This window comes from Pseudobutyrivibrio sp. ACV-2, from assembly GCF_900107545.1.
Taxonomy (GTDB): Bacteria; Bacillota; Clostridia; order Lachnospirales; family Lachnospiraceae; genus Pseudobutyrivibrio.
This window is the reverse complement of record NZ_FNQZ01000001.1, coordinates 31,227-43,149: the sequence shown is the minus strand read 5'-3', so window position 1 is coordinate 43,149 and position 11,923 is coordinate 31,227. Positions and strand designations below refer to the sequence as shown.

Below are 11,923 nucleotides of genomic sequence, written 5' to 3'. Positions count from 1 at the left end.
ATTACCCCTTTGATGCTCCGCTGGTTATTCCTTCCACATAATACTTTTGCAATGCCATAAATAGAATTGAAATAGGTATTGAAACAAGCACACAGCCTGCTGCGAATTGAGTGTAATACTCAGAAATAAATTCTCTTTCAAGCATCTTTGCTAAACCGATTGCAACTGTATATTTATCGTAGTTATCACCCATTATTACAGATGCAAAAATATAGTCAACCCATGGTCCCATAAATGAAGTAAGTATCGTGGTAACCGCAATTGGTTTTGACAGAGGCAGAATAATCTTTGTGAAGATTTGCATCTTTGTGGCGCCCTCAATACTTGCTGCTTCCTCCATTGACTTAGGTATGGTATCAAAAAATCCTTTTGCTACAAAGAATCCTGCTCCAGAAGCTCCCGAATAAACTAAAATAAGTGCAAGCAATGACTGTGTTATGCCGATTCCCTTTAAAATATAATAGACAGCAATCATAGACATAAAGCCAGGAAACATTCCTAAAATCATTGCTATGTTCATATATGGCTTTCTCATTTTAAATCTAAGTCGGCTCATACAAAATGATACGGATAATACAAATATAGTTGAAATGAGACAACTAAAAACTGCTACTGTAAATGTATTTCCAAACCATTTAGCGAAATGAAACTGATCTGTTTCAAAAAGTAATCTTCTGTAGTTTTCTACAGTGTAGGCCTTTGGGAAAAAATATGAGGTATAGGAACCTCTTTCTTTTCTAAAGGATGCCAGCACTACCCAAAATATAGGGAACAACCAAACCACCGATAGTAATACTAAACATATATGAGATAAAATTGTTTTTATTCGTGCTTTTGTTCTCATTATTGGAAGCCCTCCTCATTGTTATATGCAGAGGTTCTGTGATAGGTCAATAACGAAACCGCTGCAGATATAATAAATACCAGGATACCGATTGTAGATGCATAGCAATAATCCTTGCTACCAACAGTTAATTTGTACAACCATGTAACAAGCAAATCGGTCTTTCCTGCCTGATAGTAATCGATGGTACTTGGTCCTCCTGCGGTTAACAGGAAAATAACATTGAAGTTGTTTACATTACCTATAAACTGAGTAATCAAATATGGGGTCATTACAAAAACAATATATGGCAATGTAATCTTTTTAAATATAGTAATGGTATTGGCTCCATCAATCTTTGCTGCTTCATATAGTTCAGCTGGTATATTCATAAGAATACCTGTAACAATCATCATTGTGTATGGTGCTCCAATCCACAGGTTTACAAGTATGATTGTAATTCTAGCCCAGGTAGCATTTGCCCAAAATGGCAATGCGTTGTCAATCACTCCAAGTTCCTTTAATAACACATTGACTGAGCCTTCTGGCTGAAGCATTGTTCTAATTATAAGTAGTGAAACAAATTGTGGAACTGCCACACTGGTTGCTAGAATTGAGCGCCACACCTTTTTGATTTTTACATAAGGAGAATTAATCCACATAGCAAGAATTAATCCAAAAAGGAAGCATGTAATTGTAGCAACTATAGCCCAAACAATAGTCCAGCTTAATATAGGCCAAAAGCTTTTTCCTAAAGGTGAGTGGGTATTTAAAATGACAAAAAAGTTATCAAGTCCAACCCAATCGAACAGCTTTCCTGGTGGCTGATGGTCATGATTATAGTTTGTAAAAGCTACAAGTATCATGTATAAAAGTGGCAAAACTGAAAATGCTAAAATACCAATGATAGGCATGCATAAAAGAGTTATATGTACTTTTGAATCCAGGAAAAAACTTAAATCCTTTTTTAGTGACACAGGTTTTAATCCCTTTTCAATACTCTCCTGCGCCAAATATGCTGATTCTAAACTAAGCTTTGCTACAATAAGCAAACTGGCAATTATCATCAGACATAAAGTGCCAAACAATAGAAGAAGCATAGAATTATCTCCATCTACTAGAATCTCTATGCCCTTTCTTTCATCCATCACCCAGCCCTGCTCTTGAGTGCCTAAGGTAAATAATCCCTTTAAAGCGCCTATTCCATATTCTATAAAATAAAAAATATAAAGTATCTCTACGCCCAGAAAAATCAATCCCTTTCCCAGCTGGCCTCTAACTATATTTCCAAGGCCAAAAATCAACAGAGATAATCTTGTGATATTATCACCCTTTTTAAATGTTTTAAGCATTTGGATTTCCTTTCCTAAAAAATAGACTCCCCAAATTAACTTCAGAGAGTCTAAAGCATTTTATTATTCGCCTAATTTTGCAAGAATACTTTCTACCAATGTATCAAGTGCTTGCTGCATATTATCATGAGTGATGTTGCCAGCAATACAATCCTGACCAAATGCTTCCATTGGTGACCAGAAATTTGAAATCTGTGGGTTTGATGTCTGTACTGTTGAAGCCAGAGCAACCTGCTCTGCCAATGCACTAACTGCAGGATTTGAACCAAGTAGCTCCTTATCTTCTATAAGAGAGTTACATACTGGTGTTGATGAACGCTGCTCAAATCTAAGCTTTTGAATCTTTTCAGATGTAATATAGTTTGCCAATGCCATTGCTTCTAATGGGTATTTTGTCTGTGCATTTACACCGTAGATGTTAAAGTTAACAATTGGACTTGGCTGTACCTCTTTACCTTCTGCGAGATTTACTGTTGGGAATGTTGTTACTCCAAAATCGTCACCTAAGTACTCTTTAATAGCTACTGCATTCCAGGTTCCTGTGATAGCAGCTCCAAGAGTTCTGTCAGCAAATCCTGATAATAATAATGTATCATCATAGTTGCCAACCTTTTTGTTATGTGTCAAATCTAAGATGTAATTTCCAACCTCTAAACCATTTTCATTGTTGAATGAGCACTCTGATGCATCCTGTCCGTCAGTACCGAAAAGTGTACATCCATTTCCAAAGAAGAAGCTTGCCATGTACCAACCATTATCAAGGTCCATTGCAAAATTAACATCACTTCCTAAATCCTTAGAAAGTATTGTATCCAAATTCTTTACATCATCCTCTGTATACTTTGATTTATCATAATACATAATGTATGAATTTGATGTAGATGGATATCCGTATAAATTGCCATCTAAAATAGCCGCATCTACTGCAGTTTTTGTTGTTCTAGATTCAACATCCTCTCTATCAGATGTTATTTTATAAAGTGTACCGGCTGTAACAAGACTGTATAGCTGATCTGATGCAAACTCAAATACATCAGCTGCTTCTTCTGTATCCTTAAGAACCTGGTCCTTGGCATCAGCTGAACTAACTACAGCAAGTTCAATGTCCCAATTTGCAGCTTCTGGGAAATCCTCCTTAAAACTATCGATGGCATCTTGAAGATATTCCTGATCATCCTGTGAGCCCCAAAGCTTCAGCTTTGCATCTTCAGCATACAGGCTCTCCTCATCGTCGGTCCCTGTGGTCTTTGCTGAACCAGTTGCATCACCGCAGCCTACCATCCCCATCAATAGTGTGCTGCTTAACAGTAAACATAATAATTTCTTTTTCATCTAAAAAACCTATCCCTTTCTTTTAAGTTAGGGATAGGTTAACAAAAAGTAACTATTACAAATATAAATTTTAAAACACAGTATATAAAAAAATATACTTTGCAACCGGTTGTCTTAGAGTCCTTAGCTGATGTCATTTTACATTTTTAAGGCTATACATTTCAGAATACTTCTCGGTGATGTCGCTAGGTAGTTCAAAATGTTGGTAGTCTTTTCTATCTGTCCAGTCTCCTCCCCATTCAAATCCTTTTTCCGTAAAGAGCCTATAGCAAAGATCACCTTTTTCTATTTTGTAATCGAAGTTTTGTGTTCTGTCCAGATAAGGTTTTCCTGTGGCAGGTTCTATTACTTCTTCTTTACTGCCATCATCATTTGTCACGACTTTATGGTAAGGATTGTAAAGTGTGTTAATATCTATTGCCATTCCCAAACCATGTTTAGAAATCTTGTTCGTGTGAGATATAAATCGGAAGTTGAAGCTGGATGAGTTATTGTCGCGCATCATAATCTCATCATCTGCAAGATAGTTATCCGGAAGCACCATTCTTTCAATGGGATATCCAGCATCATACAGTTGCTCAAAAATTTCCAGTACATCCTCAGCAATCAGTTTGTGAACCACCATTTCCCCTTGATGAGTATTGCCGTCCTTATCTTTGTGAAGAACCACAAGATACCGAAGGTCCTCACGAGGAACAATGCAATCCTCTTTATAGGTATTCCCACTTTTCATCCTTTCAAACAACTCGTCTGATATTTCCTGAATATAAAAACCTTCCCGTGATGCTACCTGTTCTGTTTTGTCCGTCACATTCGCAGATGACTCTTCAAGAACACTAGCCTGTGTATTTGTAGGTTCTTGACCACATGCAAATACACCACCGATTACAATAACGAGTACCAAAGTTAGCAGTCGTCTTTTCATTAGCTACCTCCTTAAAGCTTATCCTTGTGTTTATTCCTTATAAACTTTCTCTACATACCAATTTGACAACGATATAGTAAATAGTGTTAAAAAAGCTCCTGCCCAAACATCAGTGGCGTAATGAACTCCCAAAAGCATACGGGATATCATCGTTGACCCAGTTATAAATATGGCAACGGTCCACATTATTATGTCCCATTTTTTAGTCCTAAAATTGGGAACGAATCGTCTAAACATTACCAGAATAAAACTAAGAGCAGATTGGGCAGCATGACCAGATGGAAATGATGAATCATGAGACATTGGATAATGTACAAACCAATACCTGAACTGAGTATCAGGATCTGTAAGCCAGATGAATCTTGGCCGATTAAAACAATACTTAATCAAGGTCTGGCCCAGAACTGCCATAAGTGTAGCACTCAGGCCAACTATCATTACTTTTCTTAATTCCACCACCTGTGCATAACTACATATATACCTAACAGCCCACCTTGAGAAAAAAATGAATAGAACATACAGCAAAAACATATTAGTGAACCATTCTTTATTCAGCATAAAAATAGAAAGACAATTTATTCCGACAAAGGCAATCAGAGCTAACCACCCTAAAATGAAAGACAGCATCCTCTTTTTTGCTACTCTAATAGTATAGAAATTACTAATCGCAAAAAAGATTCCCGCCATTGGTGTAGTAAACAAACCAACTATTTCAAATACTCTTCCATAGGTGTTGTTATTCCGATATACTGCTTTTGCAATTGGTAAATCTAAAAACGTAAAAACCACCATGCCAATCACAAAAACAACAATCCATGCAACTGGCTTCCATACTAGCTTCTCAAATATCTTCAAATCCTCATCCCCCAGCAATTAACCTTATATTAAAATTTTATGATATATAAACTAAACATTCAACAAAAAGAGCCCCACCTGTGATTCTACACATAGGTGAGGCTAATACTATTCAATTAAAATATCTGCCCTGGAAGCTTTAGCTTCTCCTTTGGCGGAAATGCTTTATCAAACTCTTCCACATCCTCGTCACTGACATAATATCCCTGTGGTGTCTGATAAACTCCAGTTATGCCATCCAAATACCCTGGAATCAACTCCTTACAGAGAAAGAATGAATCGTCAGCTTTCTCTGGCAAATCATGATATCTGATGCCAAATTTACGAGCATAATCAAAACCACTTTTACCATAGAAATCAATATTGCCTTCAAAAAGAACTGCACCAAAGCCCATTGCAGTGGCCTTCTCAAGAGAATAGTCAAGAATAGCCTTGCCGTAGCCCTGGCGCTTGAGTTTTGGAGTAATACCAATCGGTCCCATAGTAAGAATATCAATCACTCTGCCATCATCTGCTTCAATGATAGTCTTCATGAACATGTTCTGGCCAATCAGTGCTCCATCTTTTTCCATGACAAAATCAAGTTCTGGTATGAAAGCCTCATCATCCCTCAGTACATGAATCACATAGTGCTCACTGCACCCTGGACGGTATACGTTCCAAAATGATTCTCTTACCAGGTTCTCTACTTCTCTGTAATCTTTCTTTTCTTCTAATCGAATAGTGTAGTCATTTTTATTCAATGTTTTTTACCTCCTGAAAACTTGTGACCATAAGTTGCTTTTCAGCGGGAGGTTTGTGTGATTGTCTGCAAACCTCCCGGTTAGCCTACAATCTCTCGTGTGTTGTACTTTGTCAAACAGCACTTCTCCTTTTAATAAATTTTATAATCAAGCCTTAGGGCTTAATTGTCGACTCGAATCTCTCTATTACACTTTCTCCTACAAATCCTGCTTTTAATTCCTCAAGTCCCCTAAAGTGAGCCTGTTTGCCATGCTCCGTTATGGCATCAGCATCCGAAATCTATATTTTATTTTACCATAATGAAATTAAAATATGTCATTTCAGGCACAAAGAGTAGACAAGACTTTATAATATGAAATAGAACAAATTTTCTGTTTTTGATTGACTCATCGCGCATTCAGGTGTATTATAAAAGTACAAACATACATTCGACATTTATTATAGATTATTAACTATTCACCATGAAAAGAACTATTCTGATTTAGAACGAGTACCTGCAGAGGAATTTCCATAGGAGAACCATTATGTGTACCAGATATGCACTTGATATAACTCAACCTGAATTAAGAGAAATAATAGATATTGCAAAGAGATCACCTCTCACTGACAAATTTATAGATACTCATGCCAGACCACTTATCACAGATGGAGAAGTCCGCCCTACAGATATAGTACCTGTAATTGCGCCTAACTCTAAAGGAGAACAACAGGTGTTTCCTATGCAATGGGGCTTCACTGCCAGGGATAATAAGCGAACCCTATTCAATGCAAGACTTGAAACAGCTGGTCAAAAGCCTACCTTTAAAGATGCTTGGCAATCTCATAGATGTGTCATTCCTGCAGCCTACTACTATGAATGGGAACATTTTAAAAGCCCTGATGGAAAAATAAAAACCGGTGATAAATACGCCATTCAGCCAGCCGGCTGCACTACTACCTGGCTATGCGGCCTATATCGTATTGAGGATGGATATCCTGTCTTTGTCATCCTTACCACAGAACCCTCAGCAGAGCTGGCTAAGATACATGATAGAATGCCACTCATGCTTCCTAAGAACAAAATTAATGATTGGATTAATCCTTCTTCTAATCCTGCAGATTTGATACAATTTGCATTATCAGATACAGTTGCTGAAAAAGCCTTCTAGTTCCGCTGAAATCTCCTCAATGCTGCTAAAATCACTTCTAACATCTGGATCATATCCGGGAATTGCTGCTGTGGCAAATCCACTAATCATGCCCTTAGGCATCCAATTTTTATAATCTGTTTTCATAATACTTTTCCTCCCTGTCTGTTCTCTAAGCAGATATAAATCTCTCTAACTGCTCTACATATTCCTTTTGATGACTCACAAAGTAACCGATGCCGCGGGCGAAGGGAAAATGTGTCTCATATACGTGCAAGCAAACTAAAATTGGCATATAATTAATAAAACATTGTTTATTATATGTTACCAACACTATGCTTTTAGCAGATAATAGGGGTAAATATGAATAAAAAGACATTAAATAGATTAGGAATCACTCTGATTATTCTCTTGGGAATTGCTTCAATTTATTTGATTATAACTAGTCATCTTAATTCAGACGATTCCAATTCATCATTCCAAAATCTTGTTCCAAAGTCATACGACGAAACTAACACAAGCTATACTACAGACTTTTCTATAATTGAAGATGGTCTAAATGATATGGGATTTCTTATTACGCAAGAGTACTACTTTACTCAAGTTGAAGAATATACCAAGGAAAAGCAAATCGCATTTTGGACCTCTAAATCATCATTTACATATAGCTATGATGGTGTTGTCGAGGCTGGTGTAGACTTTTCAAAAATAAAAGTTTCTGTAGACGACAATAATAAAGTGATAACAATTACGATTCCAGATTCAGAAGTACACACCGTAACTGTAGATGAAAATAGCTTTAAAGAATACGATTCTGATAACAAATTTTGGAATCCAATCAAGCCAAAAGACTTTAATAATGCTCAAAAAGAATTTAAAGAAAATGCCAAGAAGAATGCTTTAAGCAAGGGCTTATTAGATAAAGCTGATACACAAGCTAAAACCATAATTGCAAACTTTGTTTCTCAGCTAATAGATACAAATAAATATTCTTTAGCTTTTAATTAGGGGGCGCTACTAATGAATTCAACTATAAAAAAATACTGTCTTATCACGCTATGCATTTTTATTGGGATCTTATCTTTTACAAAGCTTAGTAAAGTTGCAACTGATCCAGACTTTTCATTCAATAAAACAAACATAGAGTCATTTGATGAAAAAATAAATACTGTTATGGGCCTATCTGCCGGTTCAGCAATTGCTTCAACTGCTATTTCCCTCATACCGGGTGATGCAGGTACTCCAATTGCAGACCAGCTGGCCAATTTCTCAACATACTTTTTAATTGTCCTTAGCGCACTGTTTTTCGAACAGTACTTTGCTCTAATTTCAGGTTTTATCGTTACATATATTGTTATTCCAGCCATATGCATATTGCTGGTTCTTTACCTACTCTTTAATAACGTTAAATTTAAAGAAATAGCTGTAAAGCTCCTGCTTGCAGGAATTATCATTTATTTAATAGTCCCTTGTACTGTGCAGATTACAAATTTAGTTTCTAATACCTACGAAGAGACAATTTCAGCTGCTCAAAATAATGAACTGTCCTCTGCTGATGTCGAAGATGCAGGCATACTTTCTCAACTTACCAATTCTGCAGAAGCAACCATTTCAAATGCTGGAAACTATTTATCACAACTCATTCGTGCCTTGGCCGTAATGGTAGTGGTAACCTGTCTCATTCCTATATTGATTTTAGTTTTAGCATTTTGGCTACTTAAGTTTATTATTACTCAAAACTATTCTGTTCCAACCATTGGAAATATTAAATATCTGCTAGAAAAATATAGTGAGGAGAAAGAAGTATAGAAACAGTGCTGTAATAATTGAAAAGGATAAAAAATATCGTAGCACGTTCTTCGTATTGAATTTAAAAAAAGGTCCTCAGCCAAACCTGAGGCAAAATAAAAATTTTTCAATAAAATATAGTCTCTATCCTCAGCAAGAAATATCTTCGAACATTTTTTCGATGTTCGATTGACTCGTAAAGTATCCGGGTGTATTATCATTTTACAAAGACAAACATATTTTCGAGAAACTATGTTCATGTAGAGAGGAGGTAATGCAACTGGATATGTCTAATCATTTTTTCTTCCCTAAATGCTACATAGCTATAGATATGAAGTCATTCTATGCATCTGTGGAATGCGTAGCCCGGGGACTAGATCCACTTAAAGCAAATCTTTTAGTTGCCGATGGAACCAGGACAGATCAAACCATCTGCCTCGCCGTCTCTCCTGCCCTTAAGGCTATAGGTGTTCCAAGTAGACCCAGACTTTTCGAAGCCAAACGAGCCATCGAAAAATATGAGCGTTCTCACCACACCACTGTTAAGTATATTACTGCTGTCCCACGTATGCTTGAATACGAAAAGGTATCAGCCAAAATCTACGGTATTTTTCTAAAATATGTTGCACCAGAGGATATTCATGTTTATAGCATCGACGAGAGCTTCATTGATTGCACACCCTACCTGCATCTGTATGAAACTGCAGCAATTCTAACTAAACAGAGTCCAGCTCACGTCATGGCTCTGACTATGATTAGAGATGTTCTCAAACAAACTGGTATTACAGCTACAGTTGGCATTGGAACAAATCTATATCTGGCAAAGGTGGCCATGGATATCGTAGCCAAAAAAGCTCCTGCAGATAAGGATGGTGTTCGCATAGCAGCCCTAACCGAAGAATCATATAAATCTTTACTATGGCCTCACAAACCTCTTACTGACTTTTGGCAGATTGGAAATGGAAAAGCTCGTCGATTAGAGAAAAATATGATGTATACAATGGGCGATGTTGCCGAGCGGTCTCAGATAGATGAAGAATGGTTCTATAAAACATTTGGAATTGATGCAGAAATTCTTATTGATCACGCCTGGGGAATAGAGCCTGTTACAATGCATGATATTAAGAACTACAAGTCAGACAACCACTCTCTTTCTAATGGCCAGGTGCTACCTAGACCATACAAATACGAGGAAGCATGTATTGTTTTAACAGAAATGATTGATCTCCTATGCTGTGACATGTACAAAAAGAATCTTGTTTCTTCAAAATTTACCTGGTGGGTAAGCTACGATTACAAAAGTCTTGAATACTGCCCTCACTACGATGGTCCATTAGCTATAGATTGGTATGGCAGACTCCATCCAGCTCATTCTAATGGCACAGTAAACCTACGTAATGCAACAAACGCATCTAAACTTGTAATTCAAGCTGTAATGGATGATGTAATAAAGAAAACGGATCATAGAATATTGTTTCGTAGGTTAGGAATATGCGCTTGCAATGTTCAGAATAACGGTGGTTATTTTCAAATGGATCTATTCACTGACTATGAAGCACTTAACAAGGAGCAACTTATTCATTCTGCACTTTTAGAGGTAAGAACTAAGTACGGAGCAAACGCAATATTAAAAGGATTTAACCTTCTAGATGGGGCAACTACAAGAGAAAGAAATCTTCAAATTGGTGGGCACAAAAAATAAAAACTTTAGGATTTCATAAACTTTAATTTGCCTATCTATATTTTATGAGATTGGATGAAATGATATGATTACTGATAGATACAAAAAAGTGTATGAAAGAGGTAAACCAAAGCACGAACCAAACGATGATTTTTCAATCAAACATCCTGCTATGGACTTATCACGGCGTGCTAAGATTTTTAGCCCCTTTGATGCACTAAAAGGATTTAATGAAGAAATTGCTAGTACCGAATCAGAATTTGAGTCTAACTATTCTGATTTAGAGCGAGTACCTGCAGAGGAATATCCATAGGAAAATCTAAAAATTAAAAAATTAAGAAAGAATAACAACCATACCAACATATGCCAAAAGTACTAGATGAAATAGATGTTATAGCTCAATTTAAACATGATGGCAGCATCATCCCAATGCGTATTCAAATGATAAATGCCGCTGGCAAACCAGAGGCATTTTCAATTAAAGGATATCGACAAATAATTAAAAAGGGAACATACACAACTGTTGATGATATATTTGTCACGTTCAGCACCGTTGTATTTGAATGCCAAATTACTATAGATGATAAGCTTCAATTAGTACGTCTCTATTTTCAGCCAGAAGGTCATCTTTGGCTATTAGGGATGGATTAATAGACTAAGTTATGGGGAGGATTTTAATATGTCCAGATTTGTAGTTTTTGATGTAGAAACGCCTAATAGAAGTAACAACCGTATGAGCGCTATCGGTATTAGCGTTATTGAAGATGATCATATTGTCGAAGAATTCTTCTCCCTGGTTAACCCAGAGACTCATTTTGATTATTTCAATGTGAAACTGACAGGCATTGATGAAAACAAGGTCGCTAATGCTCCTACTTTCCCTGAATTATGGGAACAGATTGAACCTATTATGAGTAGTGGCATGCTTGTGGCTCATAATGCATCCTTTGATATGAATGTACTGAAAAAATGCTTAAAGGACTACAATATCGAATGGAAGCCATACGCTAGATACGTCTGCACAGTCTTAATGGGCCGACAATTACTCCCCGGCATCAGTCACAAACTAAATGATTTATGCGACTACTACGGAATAGAATTAAACCACCATCAGGCAGACAGCGATAGCCATGCCTGCGCTGAAATTCTTTTGAGATATTTTCAGGATGGTGGGTATATAAAGGGTGCTATCAGAACTTGTTCTTTTAAATAAATTTAAGGCAGGATGATTTCTCCTGCCCTGATAAAATCAATTATTTTAGTAGAGTAACATATCTATACGTATAATTTATAGGC

The 11,923-nt window shown here is 36.7% G+C and carries 14 protein-coding genes; 7 read left to right on the top strand and 7 right to left on the bottom strand.

What is annotated here, in order from left to right; genetic code table 11:
- Position 1 precedes the first annotated feature (1 nt).
- The 6 genes from BLV53_RS00200 to BLV53_RS00175 form a co-directional block, all read right to left on the bottom strand.
- Positions 2 to 844, bottom strand: coding sequence for a sugar ABC transporter permease (locus tag BLV53_RS00200; protein WP_090295428.1), 843 nt, complete (start codon positions 842 to 844; stop codon positions 2 to 4).
- Positions 844 to 2,175, bottom strand: coding sequence for a carbohydrate ABC transporter permease (locus tag BLV53_RS00195; protein ID WP_090295425.1), 1,332 nt, complete (start codon positions 2,173 to 2,175; stop codon positions 844 to 846). Before BLV53_RS00195 ends, BLV53_RS00200 begins: the two co-directional genes overlap by 1 nt.
- Before the next feature lie 63 nt (positions 2,176 to 2,238).
- Positions 2,239 to 3,507, bottom strand: coding sequence for an extracellular solute-binding protein (locus tag BLV53_RS00190; RefSeq protein WP_090295422.1), 1,269 nt, complete (start codon positions 3,505 to 3,507; stop codon positions 2,239 to 2,241).
- Between the two features lie 133 nt (positions 3,508 to 3,640).
- Positions 3,641 to 4,432: a M15 family metallopeptidase gene (locus tag BLV53_RS00185; protein ID WP_090295419.1), complete on the bottom strand. Its 792-nt coding sequence runs from the start codon at positions 4,430 to 4,432 to the stop codon at positions 3,641 to 3,643.
- Positions 4,433 to 4,462: 30 nt separating this feature from the next.
- Positions 4,463 to 5,287 carry a phosphatase PAP2 family protein gene (locus tag BLV53_RS00180; protein ID WP_090295416.1) on the bottom strand — a complete coding sequence of 275 codons (825 nt, stop codon included), beginning with the start codon at positions 5,285 to 5,287 and terminating at the stop codon, positions 4,463 to 4,465.
- Between the two features lie 116 nt (positions 5,288 to 5,403).
- Entirely contained in the window at positions 5,404 to 6,030 is a 627-nt protein-coding gene (locus BLV53_RS00175) for a GNAT family N-acetyltransferase (RefSeq protein WP_090295413.1), read from the bottom strand.
- A gap of 525 nt (positions 6,031 to 6,555) precedes the next feature.
- Here BLV53_RS00175 and BLV53_RS00170 point away from each other — a divergent pair.
- Positions 6,556 to 7,179 carry an SOS response-associated peptidase gene (locus BLV53_RS00170; RefSeq protein WP_090295411.1) on the top strand — a complete coding sequence of 208 codons (624 nt, stop codon included), beginning with the start codon at positions 6,556 to 6,558 and terminating at the stop codon, positions 7,177 to 7,179.
- Here BLV53_RS00170 and BLV53_RS16940 read toward each other — a convergent pair.
- Positions 7,150 to 7,305: a hypothetical protein gene (locus tag BLV53_RS16940; protein ID WP_170830713.1), complete on the bottom strand. Its 156-nt coding sequence runs from the start codon at positions 7,303 to 7,305 to the stop codon at positions 7,150 to 7,152. The genes BLV53_RS00170 and BLV53_RS16940 overlap by 30 nt on opposite strands.
- A gap of 216 nt (positions 7,306 to 7,521) precedes the next feature.
- On the opposite strand from BLV53_RS16940, the gene BLV53_RS00165 reads away from it, so the two are divergent.
- From BLV53_RS00165 to BLV53_RS00140, 6 genes are all read left to right on the top strand, one after another.
- The gene (locus BLV53_RS00165) at positions 7,522 to 8,166 is read left to right on the top strand and encodes a DUF4230 domain-containing protein (RefSeq protein WP_090295408.1); all 645 of its coding nucleotides are present in this window, start codon (positions 7,522 to 7,524) and stop codon (positions 8,164 to 8,166) included.
- 12 nt (positions 8,167 to 8,178) lie between these two features.
- Positions 8,179 to 8,967, top strand: coding sequence for a hypothetical protein (locus BLV53_RS00160; protein ID WP_090295406.1), 789 nt, complete (start codon positions 8,179 to 8,181; stop codon positions 8,965 to 8,967).
- 265 nt (positions 8,968 to 9,232) lie between these two features.
- Complete coding sequence (locus BLV53_RS00155; RefSeq protein WP_090295403.1) at positions 9,233 to 10,648, top strand: Y-family DNA polymerase; 1,416 nt, start codon at positions 9,233 to 9,235, stop codon at positions 10,646 to 10,648.
- A 64-nt stretch (positions 10,649 to 10,712) separates the two neighbouring features.
- Positions 10,713 to 10,940, top strand: a complete 228-nt coding sequence (locus tag BLV53_RS00150) for a hypothetical protein (protein WP_090295400.1) — start codon at positions 10,713 to 10,715, stop codon at positions 10,938 to 10,940.
- Between the two features lie 50 nt (positions 10,941 to 10,990).
- Positions 10,991 to 11,278 carry a hypothetical protein gene (locus BLV53_RS00145; RefSeq protein ID WP_090295398.1) on the top strand — a complete coding sequence of 96 codons (288 nt, stop codon included), beginning with the start codon at positions 10,991 to 10,993 and terminating at the stop codon, positions 11,276 to 11,278.
- Between the two features lie 28 nt (positions 11,279 to 11,306).
- Positions 11,307 to 11,840 carry a 3'-5' exonuclease gene (locus tag BLV53_RS00140; RefSeq protein ID WP_090295395.1) on the top strand — a complete coding sequence of 178 codons (534 nt, stop codon included), beginning with the start codon at positions 11,307 to 11,309 and terminating at the stop codon, positions 11,838 to 11,840.
- Positions 11,841 to 11,923 lie beyond the last annotated feature (83 nt).

Excerpts from the sequence above, each read along its gene's own strand:
- BLV53_RS00200 (WP_090295428.1), bottom strand. The coding sequence starts at position 844 with ATGAGAACAAAAGCACGAATAAAAACAATTTTATCTCATATATGTTTA.
- BLV53_RS00195 (WP_090295425.1), bottom strand. The coding sequence starts at position 2,175 with ATGCTTAAAACATTTAAAAAGGGTGATAATATCACAAGATTATCTCTG.
- BLV53_RS00190 (WP_090295422.1), bottom strand. The coding sequence starts at position 3,507 with ATGAAAAAGAAATTATTATGTTTACTGTTAAGCAGCACACTATTGATG.
- BLV53_RS00185 (WP_090295419.1), bottom strand. The coding sequence starts at position 4,432 with ATGAAAAGACGACTGCTAACTTTGGTACTCGTTATTGTAATCGGTGGT.
- BLV53_RS00170 (WP_090295411.1), top strand. The coding sequence starts at position 6,556 with ATGTGTACCAGATATGCACTTGATATAACTCAACCTGAATTAAGAGAA.
- BLV53_RS16940 (WP_170830713.1), bottom strand. The coding sequence starts at position 7,305 with ATGAAAACAGATTATAAAAATTGGATGCCTAAGGGCATGATTAGTGGA.
- BLV53_RS00165 (WP_090295408.1), top strand. The coding sequence starts at position 7,522 with ATGAATAAAAAGACATTAAATAGATTAGGAATCACTCTGATTATTCTC.
- BLV53_RS00160 (WP_090295406.1), top strand. The coding sequence starts at position 8,179 with ATGAATTCAACTATAAAAAAATACTGTCTTATCACGCTATGCATTTTT.
- BLV53_RS00155 (WP_090295403.1), top strand. The coding sequence starts at position 9,233 with ATGTCTAATCATTTTTTCTTCCCTAAATGCTACATAGCTATAGATATG.
- BLV53_RS00150 (WP_090295400.1), top strand. The coding sequence starts at position 10,713 with ATGATTACTGATAGATACAAAAAAGTGTATGAAAGAGGTAAACCAAAG.
- BLV53_RS00145 (WP_090295398.1), top strand. The coding sequence starts at position 10,991 with ATGCCAAAAGTACTAGATGAAATAGATGTTATAGCTCAATTTAAACAT.
- BLV53_RS00140 (WP_090295395.1), top strand. The coding sequence starts at position 11,307 with ATGTCCAGATTTGTAGTTTTTGATGTAGAAACGCCTAATAGAAGTAAC.